This window comes from Streptomyces sp. P6-2-1, from assembly GCF_050613165.1.
Taxonomy (GTDB): Bacteria; Actinomycetota; Actinomycetes; order Streptomycetales; family Streptomycetaceae; genus Streptomyces.
In genome coordinates, this window is the sequence record NZ_CP192513.1 from 3,943,224 (window position 1) to 3,965,077 (window position 21,854).

Consider the following 21,854-nt stretch of genomic DNA (forward strand, 5'->3'; position numbering starts at 1 on the left):
GGGCTGGTTGCAGACCAAACCGAGGATGAATGTGCACGCCGTCATGACCCGGATAATTCGGCGACCTTGAGATTCGATCGAATCCTGACGCACGAAGGGGCGCCGAAAATCCACCTCACGGGTGACGGCGTCTGCCTAGAAGTGGGAGGCCCATCGCAGGCGTGCCACGTCTTAGCCAACGTCGGATTTGGGGAGGCACCCCGCTACGTCACTTCCTTGCGCGTTTTCTATGACAGAGAGATGAGGGCTCAGGAACTAGAAGCAGCTGCGGCTCCCCTCGTTGATTCACTGCTGTACGAACTCGACGTACGGAATCGCTTGAACTTGCGCCTTGCTAAATGGCCCAGTCAGACGGACCGACGGCGGCACCCGGCGAGAGGTGAACAGCCAGAGCGAATCGTGCGCTTCCCGGAAATCAAGATCGAATCCGAAGTTTCAGTCCTCTTCCGCTTCGCGGGAAGCGCGACGGGGAACCCGCCGCTCGCTTTTTTGTCCTACTATCAAGTCCTGGAGAATTTTTTCCCCGTAGCCGGAAGGAGGGGCGCGCTCAAGAAGATCGAGCTTGAGTTGGCGGATCCTCGATTCGATCGCCGCTCTGACAAGAGCCTGATGCGCCTTCTCGACGTGGGCGAGACATCCGCCACGGCGTCTGAGGCGGCGCATCTGAAAACGCTCCTGAAGGACTTCGTAAGACATGACGTGCTCCTGGAATTCTTTTCGAAGAGGCAATGGGGCAAGCATTTTACGAAGCAGGGGCCAATCAGGGGGATTACTGACAATATCAACCCGGATAACCAGCACACCATCCTTTCTCATCAGGTGGCTGAACGGGTCTACAGAATTCGGAATCGGATCGTTCACGCAAAGGATGACCCGAAATATCTGAATACTCCCGCCCTTCTTCCCCAGAGTGACGAGGCCGAAGCGCTCTGGCCAGATATCGATCTCGTTCGGCTCCTTGCCTGCGAGGTCATATTGAGCGCTCAGGTACGTAGCTGACGGAAAATCAGAGTACGTCGGGCCCGCCCGGGGTCGAAACGTGCCGGTGTGCTGATGCGGTTTCGCCCGTGTAGGCAAGAAGCCCCGACCGGTGAAACCGGTCGGGGCTTCCGTGGGGGAGTCAAGCGGGGTGTTTTTTCCTTGGGATGTCGGCCTTGTGGGGCGGCTTCATCCTCGGGCGAGGGGCAGCGTCCACTGCTCGGAGCGCCGGTCGGTGACAGTGGTAACTGAGCGGCGTGTGTGCGGGACGAGCTGGACGACCTTCTCGGCGGCGTCGCGGGCGAGATCGTCCAGGACGGACTGGTAGATGTCCCTCGTGATCCGGGTGTCCGAGTGGCCGAGTGTTTCGGAGACCACCTTGATATCGACCCCGGCGGCGAGCATCAGGGTCGCTGCGACGTGGCGTAGATCGTGCAGCCTGATCGGCGGCAGGTCAGCGGCTTCCACCAAGCGCTCGAACAGGTCGCTGACCTTGCCGGGGTGAAGGAGGGAGCCGTCCTCCTGGGTAAAGATGCGTCCGGTGTCCAGCCAGCCCTCGCCCCATTCCTCTCGCTCTCGTTGCTGGCGGAGCCTGTGGGCTGAGAGGTACTGATTGGTTTCTTCGTCGAGGGCGATCAGACGGACACCGGAATCGGTTTCGGAGCACCCTCGTGAACGTCCCATCCATCCTGTACGAGCTGGGTCGCGATGGTGAGCGAGCGTGCCTTGGCCGAGTGGTCTACCCACCGCACGCCGCAGCTCTCACCCCGACCAGCCACACCAGCCGTGTGCCCAAGGCTTGGCCGCCCGTCGTGTCGCCGCATCCGGTTGTCGCGGACCAGGATCGACGTGCACCGCGCCGGTGAGCATCCCGTAGTCGAGGGCGGGGGCGTGAAAGAGCGTCCGCGCGCTTCACAGGACGATGCTGAAGCGCGCGGACAAGGCGGTGGTGAGGCGCTTCTGGGCCCGACCGTGTGGGTCACCGGCCTCGGCCCGGCGTCGACTGAAGGGTCACAGCCGCCGAGACGCGCGGCTGAGGCTGGGACGGGTGGCTGAAGAGGGGTGTCGAGGTCGGCGTGCTCCGCTGGAGGGCTGCCGTGACGCGGATGTCTTCGCCAGCCCCGCTCAGCGGCATGTCGGCGGCGCGGGCGCGCGTGGCCGCTGCCTCCGGGCGGCGAGCAGAAGGCGGATCGCGGCGTACGGCGCCGGGCTCGCTCCAGTCTTCGACACCGGCGTAGACGGGCCCCAGAGCCTGACCTGCATCGGTGAGGACGTACGGGTCGCCGTGCCGTGAGCCCGATCGCGCGACCAGTCCGTCGGCCTGGAGCCGACGGAGCTTGGCGTGCCAACGGCCTGATCCATCCCCGTCTCCGCAACGAGGTACGCCAGTCGCATCGGGCCGTCGTTCGCGTCAAGCATCTGGATCACGGCGGTGGTGTGCCGGAGGGCAAGGCGATGCAGTGCGTCCTCGGTTCGCTCGGCGTCGGCCATCGGCCCCAGGGACAGGTGTGCGCGGGACCACTGCGACACGGTGCTCAGCACGGGAAGCAAAGCTTCGCCCTGCGCGCTGAGCCGATACGGCGCTGCCCGCAATCCGGCGTGGCGCGTCGTGGCTTCGTCGACTGGGACTGTGCATCGTTCGACGTCACTTCCGATCATGGAGGATGCACCGATGACCAGTAAGAGTGTGATCGAGGCCGAGACCGTCGAGGCGGCTGAGCCTCAGCCGGCGAAGGCGATGGATGACCGGCTGATCGAAGAGCTGGTGTCCCGGGCCCAGGCCGAAGGACTGCAGCTGACGGGTGAGGGCGGGTTGCTCCAGCAGCTGACGAAGACTGCTGGACTCTGCGTTGGAAGACCGCGTTGAACGCCTCCGACGGCCGCCTCTCCGCAGCCCGCCAGTAACCCCAACCACGCTCGTTACACCGCTCGATTGACAGACCCGCACGCACGCTTGTCGAAGCGCGTGGCGACGGCCCGGAAGTTCTTGAGCTGTCCACGATGCGCACGCGCCGCAGGACCTGGTGGGAGCCGGAGGCGGTCGGAGGAGCACGATGAGCGTGCGCGGGCACCACGCCCGCACCGAGCCCGGCACGGCTGTGCTGACCTGCGACCGTACTGATGGCGGGCCCTTTCCCCGCTCGGTGACGAGCTGTGGCTGCTCCAGGCCGGGGCCTCCTCGACACCTCGGTCCAGCGTCTCGGCGAGCGCGCCGCCGGCCGGTCACTGGGGGTGTGCGCCGAGGATATCGTCCGCGACCTCACAGGGCTGCGGACGACCCCCGCGCCGAGCACGGCGAGGACAGCCGCCACCCACGTCGGTGGCCAACCGTATCGCAGCTGATGCGGTTGGCCACCCTTCGGTGGGTCCGGATTCCCCGGAAACTCAGAGGACCAGGCCGAGAACCCCTACTAGGAGGATTATCCCACCGCCCAGCGTGAAGAGCGCACCAACAGCGAAGGTAATGGCACGCGCTGCGGCAGGATTCGTCGGTTGGAGACCATACTGCTCACGCGACCAGTTGGCGAGCGTATTTGTGTTCCTCTTGGCGGAGCGAAGTAGGCCAAGGCCGCAAAGCATTGCCACGGGCCCTGCAATCAGGGCGACCACGGTCCCTTCGGCCAGGGAGCTCATATCGAATATTCCTCTCGTCCGGTGCCTGAACCACTCACCAGCTCTTCACCCAGGTATAGCTTGGGCCGCCGTTGATCTCAAAGGGTAGGACTTCAGCGCCAACACCGGCGGAAACCTCACCCACGAGATCCCCCTTTGAATTCCTGGCCCCGCCTGTTGACCATCCTGCGTGGCCGCTGATCGGCGCACCCGCGCTTACTTCCACGTTGGTTCCCCACCCCTTAACCTGCTCGTAAGAATCGGCATTACTGTACGTATTGTCTACCGAACCTGAGACGCCGGGTGAACCGATGCCGAATCCGAAGGATCCCGAAATGGCGGGGTGATACATTCCGTCGGGTGTTCGCATAACGGAGAAACATAGGCCCATCGTCCCGGCAATCCCGGCGCTCGCTGCACCATTTCCACAGAATCCGCGAGTTTGGTCATATCCTGTCATTTTTGTAATTTTCCGAACCCCCCCGATGCTGTCCGCTACCTCCATGGCTTTATAGAGGTATTTCCCTATCCCGTTTGCGATCTTATCTGCACGACTCATAGAGCGTCGCCGCTCTATCGCGTCGCGACGCTTTGCTTCTGCTTTTCTTTTCTCTGCCCGTTTCTTAGCCTGGGCCTCTGCCTTTGCCGCCTTCTTGGCGTCATAGTGGAAGACCTTGTACGTGCTGGGGCTTGCCTTGTAGGCGGCGTACTTATTCCGGGATTCCTTGTCCTTCTTGGGAGTCTGGTTCCAGACCCATTTGCCGTTTTTCTGGGTGTAGCCGGCGGTCATGCCGCGGTCGGCCGCCCAGCGGTCGTCGTTGTAGGTGGCGCCGCCCGCGGGGCCGTCGGGGCGCAGCCCGTCGGGGTCGGCTTGGGTGATGGGGTTGTTGTGGGCGTAGGAGTAGGCGTTCATCTGGGCCGGGTCGGTTTCGTCGATGATGGGGTCGACGGAGAGGAAGCGGCCGAGGGTGGGGTCGTATTCGCGGGCGCCGAGGTGGATGAGTCCGGTGGGGTCGTCGGTGCCGCCGACGAAGCCGCGGGTGCCGGGGATGGTTTCGGAGTCCTCGGAGCGGGACTGGCCGAAGGGGAGTTGGCGGCGGCGGGTGATGAGGAGGGTTCCGGCGGTGACGGCGGTCAGCGCGGTGCCCTGGTGGTCGTTGATGAGGTAGCTGAAGCCCTTGCCGGTCCGCACGGCGATGGTTTCGCCGTCGTGGGTGTAGTAGCGGGTGGCGTCCTTGGTACCGGTGGCGGTGATGGTGAGTTCGTTGCCGCCGGGCAGGCTCAGGGTGGTGCTGCCGTCCGCCTGGTGCGTGAGAAGGCGTGAGCCGTCGGCGTCGTAGACGTAGTCGGTGCTCTTGCCGTTCTCGGTCAAGGACTTCAGGTGCTGCTCGTCGTCCCAGACGAGGGACTGTGAGCGGGTGCCGAGGTTGCGGGTGGTGGTGTTGCCCGCGTCGTCGTATTCGAAGGTGTCCTTGTGGCCGTCGTCCGTGCCGCCCTTGACGGTGGCGGTCTGGACGGCGTGCGGCAGGGCCTTGCCCGGCTCGGGCTGGGTGTAGGTGGTGGTGGCTCCGCGCTGGTGGTCCACCTGCTCGGTGCGGTTGCCCACGGCGTCGTAGGTGAAGCTCTGCCAGTACGGGGAAGGACCGCCGACCGTGGTCGACGACGGCTTGGCAGTGCAGTCCTTTGTGGCGGTCCACGCCTCGGTCAGTTGACCGAGGGCGTCCTGGGTGTAGCACTGCGTGTCGACCGTGCGGGCCGTGTCCTGCCCGGACGCGGTCGTGAGGGAGGTGATGTTCCCTGCGTCGTCATATGTCCACGACGAGTCGTCCACGCGCTGCGGGGCGAGGTCGCGGTCGGTGATCTGACGGGTGAGGCGCCCGGTCTGCTCGTCGTAGACCCGGGTCCGGTACAGCTTCTTGCCCAGTGGCCCGAATTCGAGCCGGGTTGGCCGGGCCCATGCGTCGCGTGTGGTGTCGTTCACCAGAACGAGGGAACCCGCCGTCGTCTTGAAGGGCAGGTTGCCCTCCCCGTAGACGCTGGTGACACGTTCGCTGGGCAGGTTGCCGACGGCGGGCTGCTTCACCCATTCCTGCTGTCCGGTGTACTTGTTGTACCCGAACGTCCAGTCGTAGGTGCCCGTGACTGCTCCCGCCTGCTCGGGGATGGTGACGGTGCTGGCGGTGGGCTGGTAGTCGTCGTTGTACGCGGTGGTCGCGTTCGTGTATTCCTTGCCGTCCACGATGCGGGTGCTGGAGGTGGGCTGGCCCTTGGCGACCGTGTCCCACACGCGGCTGGTCAGGGTCGTGGAGCCCTTCTTGACCGATGTCTCGCGGCCGAGGGCGTCGTAGCTGGTGGTCAGTGTGACGCCGCGGGCGTCGGTGATCGTCGTGGCGCGGCCGAGCTTGTCGTAGCCGGTCGTCGTCGTGCCCTTGTCGGGGTCGTCGGTGCGGATCTCCTGGCCGCGTGCGTCGAAGGTGTGGGTCCAGGTGTTGCCCGCTGGGTCGGTGACCTTGAGCGGCTCGTCCCACTTGCCGTACGTGTACGAGGTCTTCTGCGAGGCCGTACGGGCCGCGTTCGTGTACTCGTACAGCTCACTCGTGCGCCCCAGCGCGTCGGTGACCGTCGTGGTCGCCTTGCCGCCCGCCGGCGGGATGACCGTTGTGCGGTCGCCGGCGTACTCGGTGCGGGTGCGCCAGGTCTCGTCGCCGTACTTGCGCGAGATGGAGTCGGTGACGCGGTTCTGCCCGTCGTACAGGTTCTCCGTCATGGACGGGACCTTGTTGTCCGACGTGGTGGTCAGCGTGGCCGAGGGGACACCGTCCGCGTAGTAGGAGTCGTAGGTCTTGTACGCGTTGCCGCGGGTGTCGTAGAGCGTCTCGGTGATCAGTCGGTTCTTCGTCCCGTACGCGGGAACTTGGGTCTCGCGGCTACGGAGCAGGCCGTCGAGGATCTCGTAGGTGGTGACGTAGGAGCCGTCGTACTGGAGCGACTTGGTCGCGACCGTGTTCGCGGCCGTGGTGGAGACGGTGTACGCGAACTCCTGGGCCGGCTGGGTGGCGTGCGCGCTCTTGGGCCAGGCCGGGGTCCAGGTGCGCAGGGTGCGGCCGAGGCCGTCGTACTCGGCGTCCGCGCGCTTGCCGTTGGGGTCCACAATGCCGGTGGCCAGGCCCCTGGTGGGGTCGTACTCGGTCGTGGTGGCGTGTCCGAGCGCGTTCGTCTCGGTGACCTTGGCCGGGGCGGCGACGGTGGCCGGGGTGTAGGCGGTCTTGCTGGTCTTGCCGTCCGCGTCGGTCTCGGTCAGCTCGCGGCCGTGCTGGTCGTAGGTGTGGGTGGCGGTGGTGAGGTAGCCGGTGCCCTTGTCGTCCTGCTCGTCCAGGCGCGTCACGTCACCCTTGGTGGGTGCGGTGTCGAGGCTGGTGGCGCCGTCGTAGTAGTGCCGCTCGACGGATATCAGGTCGTCGGGCAAGGACGTGAACTCGCCGCACGCCTTAGCGGTGGTCTTGATCTCCTTGACCAGCGTCAAGATGTTCGCATCGGCGTTCTTGGCGTACGAGGTCGTGGTGCACTCCTCGTCGCCACTCTTCGCGGTGTCGCCCAGCTCCGACTCGCTCAGCGGCTGGCCGTTGTCGTCGAAGGTGCGCTCGGTGCGTGTCGTGCGCCACTTGCCCTCGCCCAGCGAGGTGCGGGCGATTTCGGTGGCGCCGCCGGTCGCGTAGGCGTACTGCGTGGGCAGCCCATCACGCGTGTGGGTGGCCGTGGCCGCCGAGTGCCACGGGGTGAAGCTTGTGGTGGATTCGAGGGTGCCGCCGTCCTGGCTGTAGGTGGCTTCCTCGCGGGTCATGCCGGCGAAGGCCGGGTGGTCGGTGATCGCGGTGCCTTCGTGGTCGGTGACCTTGGCGTCCTTGATGCCGCGGAAGTAGCGGTACTCGGTCAGGGTCTGCTTGCCCTCGGCCGGCGCGCCGGTACGGACCTGGACACGGCCGTAGCCCTTGCGGTCGCCGTAGGTGAGGTGCTTGGCCTTCGTGAACTCGTCGGCCTCCTCCTTCGCCCAGCCCATCCCGTCCAGGTAGCTGTAGTCCGTCTCCTTGACCGGAGCACCACCGGTGTTGTCGCTCTCCAAGACCTGGGTGACCACATAGGAGTGGAACCAGTCCAGGTACGGCTCGTACTCCGCGCCCGGAGAATCCGGCGGGGACCAGATCACCGGGTAGCAGCGCCGATTGTTCGACTCCGGCTTGGGCATGTCGCCCGGCTTGCAGTCAGGGGCCGAGTACGTGACACCGAGAGTCGAACCGGACTCGGTGTTCACCGCGTAGACGCGGTAACGCACCAGCGGCGGTACGGGGTCGGGGCGGCCGCCGGTGGTGGCGCCCTCGACGCGGTTGGCGAGCTGCTGCCCCTTGAACGTCACCTTCGGCAATGTCACATCGCCCGTACCGGTGTGCCCGGTGCGCTCGATCGACGCGAGCCACAGCGCGGGAGACGAGCCGTCCCCGGTCGAGGGGAACTGGTGCGTGAGCACCCAGGAGTCGACCGGCTTGTAGGCGTCGTCGACGAGGACCGAGGTGTCGATCTTCGTGAGCCGCTTGCGGGTCCAGAAGGACGGCGAGTACCGGTCCTTGCACTCCTCTCCGCTCTTGCAGTACCGGTCGAACGGGACGTCCGGCCAGTTCTTCGCATGCGCCGAATCGAACGTGCCGCAGTCGCTCAGGCACCGCTCCGACATCGTGAACGCGACCTTCGCCGCGGCCTTCTTGCTGTAGACCGTGTCGGAGCGCAGCCCGTAGTCGACGTGGTCGAGCCACCCGCCCCGGTCGTACGTCGTCGCCGTCGAGGCACCCGTGTCCGGGTTGACGTTACGACCGTAGAAGTTGGACTCCTTCTGCCAGTAGTAGGCCATCGCGTCGTCGTGCGGGTCCACGACGTAGTCCAGGTTCCACCGCCACGCCTGCTGGCACCACGAGTCCTTGTACGCGTCCGCGTGGCAGGGCTCGCCCTTCTGGTTGCCGAACACCGGCGCGTTCCACGTCGAGTTCGTCTCGGGCTTGCCGGTGCTCCAGCCGGGCAGGCGGTTGTAGCCGAAGTAGTAGCGCGTACCGTCCGGCGTGGTCACCCGCCAGTACTCGCCGTCGTTGTCGCCGTTGCCCCGCTCCGTGCTGCTGAGCTTGACGACCTTCGTGCCGTCGTCGCTCTCCAGGTGCCACTCACCGCTCGCGTCGTCCTTGACGAGCACGTTCGACTGACCACCCAGGTTCAGGACCGCGTTGTCCGACTTCCAGCACTGGTCACCGCTCTTGTCGGTGCCGTTGCCGTCCTTCACGTCGTCCGAGCAGGAGGTGTACCGGCGCTCGATGTAGCCCGGCTCCATCGACCAGCCGTCACCGATCCAGTTCGCCTGGTTGTTCGTCGCCGCCGTACGCCCGTCCACCGACTGCGAGTTGTACCCGAGCGAAAGTTCGGGCTCGACCCCGCCCGGGACCGCTGGGGTGTCAATGTCGTACGACCACGAGAAACCACCGTTGGAACCACCGGCAGACCAGTTCGACGAAGGCGCCAGCGACGTGGCACCGAAGTCACCGGAAGCACCCGACGCAGACGCCGTGGCGGCCAGCAGGACCGTACCGCTCGCCGCCGAAAGACCCGTCGCCGAGCGCGCCGTGGACGGCGCGGCTTCGACAGGGTCGGACTGCGCGTGCGCACTGGCTTTGCCCAGAGCGACGACGCCGGAGACAGTGCCGGCGGCAGTGTCGTTCACGACCGAGGCGAGTGTTTCCCCCGTGCCGCAGTGGGCGGAACCCGGTGCGTCGAGCGCGCAGTCGGGCAGCCGCTTCAGCGTCAGCCGGGAAGCCCAGTCGGCTCCGTACGCTCCACGGATCGCGCTGTAATCCACCTGCACGTCAGCCTTGCCCGCCGTGCCCGCGGTCGGGCGCACGGCGAGGACCATCCCCTCGATGCCCATGCGACGCGACGTCTCGCGGTCCAGGAGCTGGACATCAGCTTTGCTCGGCCCCGCCTTCGCCGTGGCGCGTTGGATCCCGACCGGCAGACCATCGGCCTTCACCCGTGCCCGTGCTGTCTCGGGCAACGTCACGGGCGCGACACCGGCCTTCGGCCAGGCAACCTTCGGGGCCTTCCACGCACGCCCCTGCGTCTCGTCCTTGACGTGCAGACCCTGCCTCTTCGCGTCAGAGGTCGGTACGGGTTTCTGCCGCACAAGGTCCACCAGATCTAGTCCGGCCGCCTCAGCCACCGGCCCTCCGATGAGCCCCGCTCCCAGCAGACCAGCAAGGCCACCGGCCACCCACCTGACCCGGCGTAGGCGCCTTCCCGAGGCCGCCTCATGGCGACGCCCTCCGCCTCGCGCGGCTCTTCGCTTTTCGAGCACAACACACCCTTTCTCTTCACAATATGCAGTCGGAAAATTTAGCAACAGTAAAGGGCTTCGCGAAAGATGGAGCCGTATCTTCATCCAATTTTGCCCACCCACACTTGGAATGACGTAAATGCCGCTATTCCTCGCGGCATAGCAACACGGGAAGTCCATCTGGATTTTGGGCGATATGTACAGTGAAAAACCGCATAAAGTGGACGGAAATGCGTAAGAAGCTCTGCCACGCGGCGGGCCAGGTCGCACCCCTCTCGCGCCAAAGAGGTAAAGTCCGCCGCGATCGCATTCGTGAAGACCGTGTATAGGAGAAGTAATGAGGAGAATTCTTTGGAGGCGAAGCAGATGCGCAACTCGCCTTCTCCTGCCCCTCGTTGCAACATCAGCCCTCACCGTGGCGGCCATTCCGGCGACCGCCGCAGCCGCCCCTCCGGGGTCGAGCCTCGCAGCCAGCCCGGAGGCCGAGGCGGCCCAGCAGGCAGCCGACAGCGGTGACTCGGTGGAGGTGCTCGCGCGCAGGACCGAGACGTCCCAGGTGTTCGCCAACCCTGACGGAACGTTCACCGAGGACCGGTACGCCGTCGCCCGGTGGACACGGCAGAATGGCGCGTTCGTCGACATCGACACCCAGCTCCACCGGGAGGCGGACGGCGCGATCCAGCCGCAGGCGGCGAGTGTCGGCATGCGCTTCGGGGGCGGCGGCGACCGTACGCTGGCCTCGATCACACGGGACGGCCGCACACTCACCTTTACGTGGCCTACGGCTCTGCCGTCGCCGACGATCGCCGACGACACCGCCACATACCCCGACGTACTTCCCGACGTCGACCTCAAGCTCCGGGCCGGAGCCACCGGCTTCGCTCAGCTCCTTGTCGTCAAGACGCCCGAGGCGGCCGCCGACCCCGCACTCAAGAACCTCACCTACGCCCTCAAGTCCGACGGCGTGTCACTCCAGGCCGACGAGCACGGCAACATGAGGGCGCTCAACCCCGCCGGGCAGCTCGTCTTCACTGCGCCCACCCCCCGCATGTGGGACAGCACCACCGCGTCGGCCCCCCTCGCCGCCCGCACCGCCCAAGAGACGGGCCCCGCCGCTGACACGAGTGAGTTTGAACCGCCGCACGGCGCCAACGAGGCGGCGATGCCCGTGAGCATCGACGGCGACAACCTGCGACTTCACCCGGACCAAGACCTGCTGACCGGTGAGAAGACCCAGTACCCGGTGTACATCGACCCCTATGTCGACGGCTCCCGCTACTCCTGGACCATCGCGTACAAGAAATACCCCAACAGCTCGTTCTTCAACGGCGCCGGCTGGGGCGGCTCGGGCAAGACGACCAACGAGGCGCGCTCCGGTTACGAGGACGAGACCAACGGTCTGGCCCGCTCGTACTTCCGGATGAACACCAAGAACCTGTGGAGCACGGACAAGCAGGTCACCAAGTCCACGTTCCGGATCAAGAACACGTGGTCTTGGTCGTGCACCGCGCGCAAGGTCAACCTGTGGCGCACTGCCGTCATCGGCGCCTCCACGACCTGGAACAACCGTCCCACGCGCCGGGAGAAGATGGACGACGTCACAGACGCCAAGGGATGGGGTTCGAGCTGCCCGGCCGGAAACCTGGCGTTCGACGTCACCAAGGGCGCCAAGGACGCGGCTTCCAGCAAGTGGAACTCGATCACTCTGGAGTTGTCGGCGGACAACGAGAGTGACGTCTACGGCTGGAAGAAGTTCGACGCCAAGTCCGCCGTCATGTCCACCACGTACAACACACCGCCGAGCGCCCCCACCGCACTGGATACCATCCCCTCGACGAAGAACAGCAAGGGCTGCGGTGACACGGCGCCCTACGGCCTCATCGGCAACACCGACGTCACCCTGACCGCCAAGGTCAGCGACAAGGACGGCGGTACCGTCACTGCCCGCTTCCACCTCTGGGCCACCGGCCACCACGACGACAAGGGCAAGGTCTTCTTCGACCAGACCGTCTCGGTGACCTCTGGGACCATCGCGAAGGTCAAGGTCCCCAAGGCCACACTCAGCAAGTACCTGAACGACGCGAACGGCAATTTCTCCTGGAAGGCCCAGGCGAGCGACGCCACCGCCAAGTCCGACTGGACGCCCACCCTCGGGGCCGCCGGCTGCCGCTTCGTCTTCGACCCCAACCGCCCCAGCACACCGCCCGCCGTCTCCTCGAAGGACTTCCCCGACAGCTCCGACGGCGTTCCCACCACCACCGGCCGCGTCCGTACCCCTGGGACCTTCACGATCGCCAGCGGAGGCGTGAAGGACGTCGCCAAGTACCAGTACTGGACCGACTCCGACACCACGAAGCACGCTCTGACGCCCTCCGCCGCAGGGGGCTCGGTCAGCGCCAAGCTCACTCCCACCGCCGCCGGGACGCACACGCTGTACGCCCAGAGCATCGACAAGGCTGGCAATGTCTCGGACGCGGCTACGTACATTTTCTTCGTCCTCGGCCTCGAACAGGCGGACCAGCCCGGCGACATCAACGGCGACGGCAACCCCGACCTCTGGGCCATCGACAAGGACGAGGTTCTGCACCGCATGTACGGAGCCGGTGACGGCACCGTGGCGGACGTCGCCAAGGAGGCGTCCCACTCCAACTGGAAGGGCGTGCGCGTCACCCACCGTGGTGACTGGACCGGCGACGGCTACGAAGACCTCATCGCCGCCCGGCACGACGACACCGCCGATGCCGACCGTCTGTGGATCCACCCCAACAACGGATATGGCTTCGCCTGCACCGACTGCACCGAGGAAGACGGCGGAGCCCGCCAGGAACTCACCGTCTACGACGAGAACAACAACCACTGGCAGGACGCCGACCAGATCCTCGCCATCGGCGATGTCGACGGCGCCCTCGACTACGACGGCGACGGAACCCCGGACACGCCAGGGCACCCCGATCTCCTCGTCAAGCAGGGCGACCAGCTCTGGCTCTACTACGCCACCGACGACAACCGCCTCGACACCGAGTACGACCCCGTCCTCCTCGGCGACAATACCTGGGCCGACACGGACCTCTTCGCCCCCGGCGACACCAACGGCGACGGACACGTCGACCTCGGCGCCCGCGACCGCACCACCGGCGCGGTCTACATCTACCCCGGCACGGGCGACGACGGACTGCCCGACCTCGCCCACGGCGTGAAGGTCCCAACCACCCTCACCACCACCGCCAATCCCCTACTCACCTCCCCCGGAGACGCCGACCACAGCGGCGCCTTCGACCTCTGGTACACCCAGGTGACCGGCTCCAGCACCAAACTCATAGGCCACCGAGACCCCTCCACCGGCAAGGGCACCGCAGAGGAAATGCCTACGGACTTCGCGCCGTTCCGCGCCATCAGCTAGGTCACACGGCAACGCCGACTCGGCGAAAGGGGCCCGGCTGTCCTCGCACCCAGCAAGGAGCAGCCGGGCCACATCGCGTCACCAACCCGCCCACGCGCATGTCAGCTAGTGGCTCGGCTCAGATCCCTGGCCGGGTATTGATCTTTCGTCCGCTGCAGGGCAGGCTGCTTCCAGGTCTTGATCGCGAGGGTGGTGGTGGGGCGTCGTCCTGGAATGTTCGTCCGGCCGGTGAGCATGGAGGAAGGGCGCCGGCTGCAGCTGATCAGCCGAACGGCCAAGGACCCGGCGAAGCTACGGCGGGCGCTCGTCGTCATGATGTCTGCCCAGGGCCAGTCGGTGCCGGACATCACCTCGTTGATGGACGCCAGTGCCGACTACGTGCGCGACTACTCCACGCTTTCAACGAGCGGGGGTTCGACGCGCTCGACCCAAAATGGAGCGGGGGGGCGCCCCAGGACGATCGGTAGCAGGGTGCGCGAGCATATCTGCCTGATCGCCCTGACGTCCCCCGCCGACTGGCGCATCACCGGGTTCTCTACCTTGAGCCTGACCAAGCTGGCCGAACATCTGGTCAGGCAGGCCGTCGTCCCTGCGCTCAGCCGCGAGAAGCTGCGTCGAATACTGCGCGAGGGCAAGGTCTCCTGGCAGACGACCACGATCTGGAAGTCCTCGAACGACCGCGATTTCATCGCCAAGATGCGCCGGGTCCTGGCCCTGTACGACACCCCGCCGAGTGATGGCCGGGTGGTATGCGTGGACGAGTTCGGCCCGCTGAACCTGATGCCCCGCAAGGGCAAGGCATGGCGTCCGCTCCGGTCACCGCGCTGCCTGCGGGCCACCTACAACCGCTACGACGGGGTGATGCACATGCTCGCCGCCCTCGACCTGGCCACCGGCAAGATGTACTACCGGATCCAGCCGCGCAAGCGGTGGCGTGAGTTGCTGTCCCTGCTCAAGGCGCTGCGCGCCCGCTGGCCCGGCGAGAAGTTGTATGTCGTGCTGAACAACTTCTCCCCGCACAAGCACCCGAACGTCCGCGCTTGGGCCACAGCCAACGACATCGAACTGGTCTTCCTGCCAACCTACGGGTCGTGGCTGAACTGGATCGAGGCCGACTTCGCCGCTCTGCGCTACTTCGCTCTCAACGGCACCGACCACCGCAGCCACGGTGAGCAGAATGCCACGATCGCCGCCTACATGCGTTGGCGCGACACCCGCGCCGAACCGAAGACAGCCTTCGCCCCCGACTCACCTATCCGTGCCTGGACCCGGTACCCGGCGAAGGCAGCTTGAGAAGTCCTCTACAGGCTTCTCCGGGGCCGAGGACCACTGCTCCATGGATGCGACGATTTCCGCGAGCCCGGTCTCGAAGGCCGCCGCGTCGACCTCACCGGTTCCATACTCCTGCCACAGTTCGGCGAGCTCGTCCTCCCGCTCAGCCCCGAGGGCGGCACGGTCCTCGACCCCTTCACCGGCAGCGGCTCCACCGGCGTCGCCGCCTTGCGCGAAGGCCGCAACTTCCTCGGCGTCGAACTCTCCACCCACTACGCCGACATCGCCGAGCAGCGCCTGCGCGCCGAGCTGACCCAGGACGACTTCACCCTCGCCGGGCCCGAAGAATGAGCCGGAGAACCGGTCCGGGGCCGGCAGAGCCGAGACGGCGAAGGGCGACTGGAGCACCGGGAGTTCGGTGCTCCAGCCGCCCTTCCGTGTAGGTCAGGCCGCTTCGAAGGCCCGTCGTATCAGGGGCTGCGCCTTCTCCAGGGTGGCGGGCGAGCCGATGCGGACCTCCAGGTCCCCGGTCCCGAGGTGCCCGATCCCGCGCATGTCGCGCGCGAAGCCCTCCTCCAGTTCGACCGTGTCGGGGTCGAGGCGCAGGTACGTGAGGATCACCTTGTGCCCCGGGCGGAACAGGACCGAGGCGATGTTCACGAGGCGCCGATAGGCGATGTAGTGCTGAAGCGGGGTGACCTCGACCTCGCCCCACGCCGTGAGGGCCTCGTCCAGCTCGCCGTACAGGTCCTCCAGGCACGCCGGAGCGGAGCAACGCGCCGACGGAAACGAGTCAGTGGACGGCATCGGTGCTACCGCGGTTCGCTCTCTTCCGCCCCGAACCCCACTGGGGTGCGGCACGCCGGGCGATGAGTGCTCCACCAGCAGGCTCAACAGGTCCCCGTCGAAGACGCGGTAGCGCAAGAGGTCAATCCGCTCGGGAACGGTGTCGACGGCGACGCGGTCGTGGTGGGAGAAGGCCGCTGCGATACAGATCATCCGGGGATGCGACCAGTCGATGCTCTCGGCTGCCTCCTCGCCGAGCACGCCACGCACCAGCGCCGCGAATTCGTGCCGCGCCGAGCGCAACCACGTCATGTATGAGACGGCCTGCGACAGCACGCCGCTGTCCGAGCCCTTCTTGTATTCGATCACGACCGGAGCGCCGGTCTCGTCCAACCCCAGCGTGTCGATCCGTCCCCGGTGCCACGGCCCTGTCGCGTACTCCGACGCCAGGAAACGAACCCCGAGCATCGCCTCCAGGCCCGCCTCGACCCGCCGCTGAAGCTCCACCTCCAGCGCCACCGCCGAACCCACCAGCTCAACGTCCCGCCCGTCCGCACCCCGCCGGAACACCTTCAGCTCGGCCACTTAACAGCTCCTCCCGTGATATCCGCAAGAAGACCAATCAACGACGAGCTGCGGGTATTCCCCACATAAAGGTGACGCTATAAGTCTCCTCTAGCCCACCGGACAACGGAGGTGTGCCGTCTGGGTTCGGATGTACGCCCCTCGAACAACTGCCCACGGGTGCGCCCCGGACGCGCTGCGCAAGCGTGCCTCTACGGCGAGCCCTCATTTAGAGTGAACGTGAGGATGCATTGAGTAATTGGAGGGTAGTGAATTGAAGAGAGGCACCAAGGCGCTCGCTGCTGCGGCGGTTTCGGCCGCAGCAGCCCTGGCGCTCAACGCCACATCAGCGGCGGGACCAGCAGAAGGGTCCGCTTCGCGTCAAGCGCAGGTAGTGCTCGCCGAGCACAGGTCGGCTGATGTACCGCCCCCCGCCTGGATGAAGGGTCCGAACGGTGAGGCCCCCACCGAATGGGGATCGGCCACTTGGGACCCGGAAGTCGCGTCGTCCGGTAAGAAGCAGACGCGGGTTTCCCGGGGCGGTGGTAACTGGAACTACGGGACGGCGTTGGATGGAAGCAAGAAACTGTGCTTCTCGAACTACATCCACCAGAAGAAGACGCATTCGGCATCCGTCTCGATTGCCGAAGCGGTCGACAAAGTAGTCAAGGAGCCCAACGCGTGGGCTAAGGCGAGCGCAAAGGCTGGCCTCGGACACAAGTGCAGCGCCTACTGGTCACTGTACTGAAGTCGCACATGTGGGCTGGCTCGAGTTCGAGACGTCGGGCGCAGTGAGCGCGGCCCCATGGAGTGCGGCGTCTTGGCTTCTCGTTGGAGACCCAAGCGACATACTGACAGCCGTTCCTTTATGAAAGCACGATTCCTATGCCCTTGACTCGCTCGTTCGCCTACGCATTTCTCTCTGCCGCATTCATCGGGGCGCTGGGGCCACTATCCGATCTGAGTGGAGCCGGAATCGGACGCGTGGGAGGAGCGGTTTTCAGCGTCGGATGGTGTTACGCTGCGCTACCTTTTTTTGCGGGCTATGCCGGGCGCTCGAAATTTCAAGCGGCAGGGCTCGGGGTCTTTAGCGTGGTCACGGCAGTCCTCGTCTACTACGTCACGAAGGCATTCCTCGGCGACTTCGTACGGACCGATCTCTCTGACAAGACCGGTCAAACGACGTACTTCTCATGGGGAGACTTCGCCTCCATGACGGCGGCGTGGTGCGTGGTTGGGTTTCTCGCGGGTCTGGTATTTGGCCTCGCCGGGTGGATGGCTAAGGGGGGTCAATTTTCCTACCCGTTCCGGGCTCTTGTGCCCGTTGTGGTGTTCGCCGAAATGACGATGCGGCTTAGCGTCGAAAGCGGCGCGTCCGCACCGGAAGTAGTTTTGACGTGGGAGGTGGTTCGCGCCGTAGCGGTTGTGCTGGGCGTAGCTGTAGTTACCTGGACCATCTGGCGTGAGCGGAGATCGCGTACACAGGCCGGCATCGGCAACTGAAGATATCCTTCCCGCCAATCACCGAAGGCGGCACGAGCGCCATCTAGGGCGTGTCCGGTGAATCGGCTGGGCCCCCTTGCCTGCTTCTAGGCTGGCGCTATGGACAACGGGCTCGCTCACGAGGAAAACGCCCTGATCAACTTCCGACGCTACGCCCCGGATCCGAAGGCGCACGGGTATCGGTGGGTTGACATCAAGCAGCTCCGCTTCTTCGCGGAGTCGGTGGACGATAGAGGGCTGCTCGCCGCACTGATTGGGCATGAGCAGTTCCGGGACGAGCGGACGCTCCCGCCGCAAGGCTGGCCCCTACCACCTCACGGTCGCCCAACCCGGTCAACGTATGCGGTCACAGCACTAGGCGATGCTCGGGCCACAATGCCGTCCCGCACCAATCGTTGGAGGTGGTGCGCGAGAGCCAACCCGTGACACGGTTCAGATGCCTTACGGAAGGGCCCTCGCCGTACTCCCTGATCCACGACCGTATAGACGCAAGAACGAGGGCCCTGCTCGCCCCAGGCGCCGAGGTCACGAGCGACTCTTCGATAGATGAGGGAAGCGGCAGAGCAGTGCACGCCGTCGTGCGTCCGACTCGGGCGCGCCCAGCAGCTCGGCTGACTCGCGGATGAGTCTGCGCCGCAACCGGGTGACGTCGCTGGCACTCGCCTCCGCGAGAGCACCGTAGGTGCTCCACCGGCGAGCGGCTAGTGCTTTGACCGCATAGGTTCACCGGCTTGGGGCGGCGTCGGAAGCCGGAGGTATCCAGCTGGGGTCGTCTTACCCTTCATGGGGGGGTGCTCTCCGCCGCCCACCTGCGGAAGAGGGTGAGTGCCTCAGTGAGATTGCCTGGTCCACACGCGGCGTGGAAGGTCATCTCGGAGGTCCAGGCCATGACCCAATCGTCCTTACTGCGCTTGAGGTCCTGCCGGGGGAAGTCGTGTCCTTCTAGGTCGGTGTCCTCCAGGTCGATGCGGACGGACCAGCCGGGGTTGTCGATCGTGTCGATCTTCACGCCCCACTCGTGCTCCCAGTCCTCGTTGCACTGGGCGGAGTACCAACCCTGCAGCCAGTCCAAGACGTTCTCGGCTTCGTTCACGGCACGAGATGCTAGGTCAGCCGCGAGTCCCGGGCCGGGCCCGGCTGACCCAACTGCCCTGGGAGTCGCGATGGCCGAGCCGGTACGCGTGCGAAGACTGACCGATCAGGAGGGGCAGCGGCTGCAGCAGATCGTGCGGCGGGGCAGCACCAGCTCGGTGCGCTACCGGCGCGCGATGCTGCTGCTGGCCTCGGCCGGCGGGCATCCGCTGGGGCGGACGCCCCCTCTCCGACGCAGCGTGACCCCAAGCCGGTGAACCTATGCGGTCAGAGCACTAGCTGTAGGACGGGGTCGTACTCCATGCACCCACCCGATCATATGTTCGATTTTTACCGCAAGCCGCCGCTGTGGCGTACCCGGCACGCTGATCGCCGATCGTGGAAAGCCCACAATGGGCTCGGTGAACCCCTGTGCGTCATATGGGGGCCAGTTCCGTGGCCATCCCGTGGCCGGACACCTTCGGACAGAGTGGCACGGGGCATCGAGCCCCAGCCCGTCGCACCCGCGCTGATCAGCGGAAATGGCATTCGGAAGCACGACTGCGCACCAGGCGGCACGAGTCCTGACGGTCTCGTAATGCGTAGGTCTCGGGTTCGAATCCCGAAGGCGGCTCCAGCGAACCCCAGGTCACGTAGAAGGTGACCTGGGGTTTTGTCGTTGCGATGGGCGATGAGGGCAGGCGGCCCTCCGTCTTCGTCCTGCTCGCCCCCTGCCTTTGCCTTCCCTGGATCCGCAACCGGCTCACCAGCACCGAACCCGAGCAGGAACCGACCTCGATTTCGTCGTACGAAGGCGGGGAGGCGGAATGTCACTGCCCGGCTGCCCGACCGACCGCTCCGCCCGACCGCGTACGACGGGCGTCACCATCGTTGTCGAGCAGGCCACCTTGCTCGGCCCGACCGACGATGATGTCGCCGCCGCCCGCTCCTTCGAACGCGCTACCCGGAGCGACGTCCACGCCGCACAGGCCGTTGAGCGCGCCCCCGCCATGCCCGCCGCCCTCGGTCACGCCCAGTTGGCCGATGTACCCCGGCGGAGCACCGCGCACCTGCGCAGCGCCAGCCGGTAGACCGCCGCCACACCGATGCGCGGGCTGCGCGGCCAAGGCCACGTTCTGCCCGAAGCCCGAAGCCCGAAGCCCGAAGCCCGAAGCCCGAAGCCCGAAGCTCAGCGCCGGTCGCACAAGGCGGCGCTTTGCGCTGTGCTCGCGGAGTCGGGTCCGCGGACGGGAAGCACGACGGGGAAGACCAACGCCTCGCGCACGCCGAAGAGGCAGGACACGACCATGAGGTGCCCTGTGACAAGTCGTCGATGTGCGATTCCGACACCGCCGACGTCGTTCACGGCGTACTCGGCTGGCGGCTTCGCCGCCTCGCGCGACGTCCGGCCCACCCCGGCGAAGCCCCACAGGGCCGCGGACCGGCATCCCGGTCGGCCGCGCCGTCGATCTGCGCGAGTACGACAAGTCCGCGGCCTCCAACCCGACCGGAACGGCCGCCGACTGCTTCTCCACCACCTATGGCTACGACGCGGCCGACCGGCTCACCGTGGCGCAGGACGGGAGTGGCGACCGCTGGACGTACGGCTACGACCGGCGTGGCCGTCAGGCTGAGGCGAACGACCCCGGCACGGGCAGGACCACCACGCCGTACGACGACCTCGACCGCCCGTCTCCGTCACCGACAGCCGTGGTGACGTCACCAGCACCAGCCACGACGTCGTCGGCCGCACCACCGTCACCTGGGAAGGTGGCCCCGGCACGGGCACCAAGCTGTCGGTGAGCAAGTGGGAACAAGGCGGTGTACTCGTCCATCCTCCATCCTCCATCCTCCATCCGGTCCTGGACGTGACGTACGAGCCGACGACCGTCGAGTGCTCCGTTTCCACGAGCGCCGAACCCGAGGTCGGCGGCTCCTGGGAGTTCAACCTCCGTCACCGAGGTCCTGGACCGCGTGGCGGGCCCCTGGGGGATCGGCAGTCTCGGGGAAACCGCCCACGGCCCCGTGCGCTGCGCCGAGTTCGAGCGCCGCGTCCAGGACGTCAGCCGTCGCACGCTCACCCTCGGCCTGCGGCCACCGCGAACGCGGGGCCTCCTCGTGCGCACCGTCCACCTCACCGTCCCGCCGCGCGTCGCGTACGCGTGCGCGCCGGTGGCCGGGGTACGACAGGGTGCGGCCCGGCGGCGCGGAGTAGCATGGGCGGCGGTTTCTGCCGTGCAGGAACCACGGTGGTGGGGCCCACCGTTCCCAACCGCGGATCAGCCGCCAACGGTCCCTGCTTGCGAGGTGAGGTGTGCGCTGCCGCGCGTGCCCGAGCGAGTGGGAGACCCCTGCGTGACAGCGATGAAGCCGCGTGATCAGGCCCCCGGACCCGCCGGTCCCGATCCCGCCGGTCCCGATCCCGCCGGTCCCGATCCCGTCGATCCGGATGTCGGTGCTGATGTTCCCGTGCGCGGCTTGTGGGACGGGCAGGGGCCCGTGTTCGCCGTCGTCGCGGCAGGGGGCGCGCTCGGGGCGGTGGCGCGGTACGGGGCCGCCGTGTTGTGGCCGACAGTGGGCGGCGCCTTCCCGTGGACGACCTTCCTCGTCAACGTCGTCGGCTGCGCGCTGATCGGCGTCCTCATGGCGAGCGTCGCCGAACTGCGCCCGCACACACACCGCTTGGTGCGGCCCTTCCTCGGCACGGGGGTGCTCGGCGGTTTCACGACGTTCTCCACGTACGTGCTGGACGTGCGCGGGCTGCTCGTCGCCGGGCGGTACGTGGCGGCCGCCGGGTGCCTCTTCGGGACGATGGCGGCGGCCGTGCTCACGGTGTGGGGGAGCGCCTCGCTCGCGCGGTACGTGCTGCGGGAGCGGCCCGCGGGGGCTCTCGGCACGGAGGAGGCGTGATGGACTGGCTGCTCGTGGTGGCGGGAGCGCTCGTCGGCGCGCCCGCGCGCTACGCCGCCGACCGCTGGATCACGGCGCGGCGCGGGGGACCCTTCCCCTGGGGGACGCTGGGCGTGAACGTCGTCGCGTGCCTCGTCCTCGGCCTCGTGACGGGCGCCGCACTCGCGGGCGCCGCGTCCTCGCACGTCGTCGCACTCCTCGGTACGGGGCTGTGCGGGGCGCTCTCCACGTACTCGACGCTCTCGTACGAGACACTGCGCCTCGCCGAGACCGGGGCGGGCCGCCTCGCGCTCGGCAACGCCCTCCTGTCGATGGCGGCCGGGCTCGGGGCGGGGTGCGCGGGGGTCGCTGTGGCGACGGGGGTGTGGGGCTGAGGGGCCGCGGGGCGGGTAC

At 66.7% G+C, this 21,854-nt stretch carries 12 protein-coding genes and 5 pseudogenes; 11 read left to right on the top strand and 6 right to left on the bottom strand.

The genetic code is table 11. The features are described from left to right. Positions 1-399: 399 nt before the first annotated feature. Positions 400-999, top strand: coding sequence for a hypothetical protein (locus ACQYWQ_RS16980; protein ID WP_431035597.1), 600 nt, complete (start codon positions 400-402; stop codon positions 997-999). A gap of 121 nt (positions 1,000-1,120) precedes the next feature. On the opposite strand, the pseudogene ACQYWQ_RS16985 reads toward ACQYWQ_RS16980, so the two are convergent. Further along, positions 1,121-1,748: pseudogene (locus ACQYWQ_RS16985) on the bottom strand (site-specific integrase); the annotation flags it as partial. Between the two features lie 209 nt (positions 1,749-1,957). Beyond that, positions 1,958-2,308 (bottom strand): annotated as a pseudogene (locus ACQYWQ_RS16990) (winged helix-turn-helix transcriptional regulator); the annotation flags it as partial. Between the two features lie 342 nt (positions 2,309-2,650). Between ACQYWQ_RS16990 and ACQYWQ_RS16995 the strand changes: the two are divergent. Next, positions 2,651-2,834, top strand: a pseudogene (locus ACQYWQ_RS16995) (transposase); the annotation flags it as partial. Positions 2,835-3,646: 812 nt separating this feature from the next. Here the strand turns inward: ACQYWQ_RS16995 and ACQYWQ_RS17000 are convergent. Further along, positions 3,647-9,841 carry an RHS repeat-associated core domain-containing protein gene (locus tag ACQYWQ_RS17000; protein WP_431035598.1) on the bottom strand — a complete coding sequence of 2,065 codons (6,195 nt, stop codon included), beginning with the start codon at positions 9,839-9,841 and terminating at the stop codon, positions 3,647-3,649. A gap of 529 nt (positions 9,842-10,370) precedes the next feature. Between ACQYWQ_RS17000 and ACQYWQ_RS17005 the strand changes: the two genes are divergently transcribed. The 3 genes from ACQYWQ_RS17005 (at position 10,371) to ACQYWQ_RS17015 (ending at position 14,978) form a co-directional block, all read left to right on the top strand. Continuing rightward, a complete protein-coding gene (locus tag ACQYWQ_RS17005; RefSeq protein WP_431035599.1) occupies positions 10,371-13,355 on the top strand; it encodes an FG-GAP-like repeat-containing protein in 2,985 nt (994 codons plus the stop codon). Positions 13,356-13,589: 234 nt separating this feature from the next. Next, entirely contained in the window at positions 13,590-14,648 is a 1,059-nt protein-coding gene (locus tag ACQYWQ_RS17010; RefSeq protein WP_431039223.1) for an IS630 family transposase, read from the top strand. Between the two features lie 105 nt (positions 14,649-14,753). Further along, positions 14,754-14,978 (top strand): DNA methyltransferase, encoded by a 225-nt coding sequence (locus ACQYWQ_RS17015; protein ID WP_431039224.1) that lies wholly within the window; start codon positions 14,754-14,756, stop codon positions 14,976-14,978. Positions 14,979-15,071: 93 nt separating this feature from the next. On the opposite strand, the gene ACQYWQ_RS17020 is transcribed toward ACQYWQ_RS17015, so the two are convergent. Then, entirely contained in the window at positions 15,072-15,998 is a 927-nt protein-coding gene (locus ACQYWQ_RS17020) for a DUF5655 domain-containing protein (RefSeq protein ID WP_431035600.1), read from the bottom strand. 253 nt (positions 15,999-16,251) lie between these two features. On the opposite strand from ACQYWQ_RS17020, the gene ACQYWQ_RS17025 reads away from it, so the two are divergent. Then, positions 16,252-16,725, top strand: coding sequence for a lactococcin 972 family bacteriocin (locus tag ACQYWQ_RS17025; protein WP_431035601.1), 474 nt, complete (start codon positions 16,252-16,254; stop codon positions 16,723-16,725). A 344-nt stretch (positions 16,726-17,069) separates the two neighbouring features. Then, positions 17,070-17,480, top strand: a complete 411-nt coding sequence (locus tag ACQYWQ_RS17030; protein ID WP_431035603.1) for a hypothetical protein — start codon at positions 17,070-17,072, stop codon at positions 17,478-17,480. A 781-nt stretch (positions 17,481-18,261) separates the two neighbouring features. On the opposite strand, the gene ACQYWQ_RS17035 is transcribed toward ACQYWQ_RS17030, so the two are convergent. Continuing rightward, complete coding sequence (locus ACQYWQ_RS17035; protein ID WP_431035605.1) at positions 18,262-18,552, bottom strand: immunity 53 family protein; 291 nt, start codon at positions 18,550-18,552, stop codon at positions 18,262-18,264. A 91-nt stretch (positions 18,553-18,643) separates the two neighbouring features. Between ACQYWQ_RS17035 and ACQYWQ_RS17040 the strand changes: the two are divergent. Further along, positions 18,644-18,778 (top strand): annotated as a pseudogene (locus tag ACQYWQ_RS17040) (IS630 family transposase); the annotation flags it as partial. A 1,398-nt stretch (positions 18,779-20,176) separates the two neighbouring features. Here the strand turns inward: ACQYWQ_RS17040 and ACQYWQ_RS17045 are convergent. Further along, positions 20,177-20,509: a hypothetical protein gene (locus ACQYWQ_RS17045; RefSeq protein ID WP_431035606.1), complete on the bottom strand. Its 333-nt coding sequence runs from the start codon at positions 20,507-20,509 to the stop codon at positions 20,177-20,179. A 67-nt stretch (positions 20,510-20,576) separates the two neighbouring features. Between ACQYWQ_RS17045 and ACQYWQ_RS17050 the strand changes: the two are divergent. From ACQYWQ_RS17050 to ACQYWQ_RS17060, 3 genes and pseudogenes are all read left to right on the top strand, one after another. Continuing rightward, positions 20,577-20,660: pseudogene (locus tag ACQYWQ_RS17050) on the top strand (hypothetical protein); the annotation flags it as partial. A 255-nt stretch (positions 20,661-20,915) separates the two neighbouring features. Beyond that, complete coding sequence (locus tag ACQYWQ_RS17055) at positions 20,916-21,461, top strand: CrcB family protein (RefSeq protein WP_431039225.1); 546 nt, start codon at positions 20,916-20,918, stop codon at positions 21,459-21,461. Then, a complete protein-coding gene (locus ACQYWQ_RS17060; RefSeq protein WP_431035607.1) occupies positions 21,461-21,835 on the top strand; it encodes a fluoride efflux transporter FluC in 375 nt (124 codons plus the stop codon). Before ACQYWQ_RS17055 ends, ACQYWQ_RS17060 begins: the two co-directional genes overlap by 1 nt. Positions 21,836-21,854 lie beyond the last annotated feature (19 nt).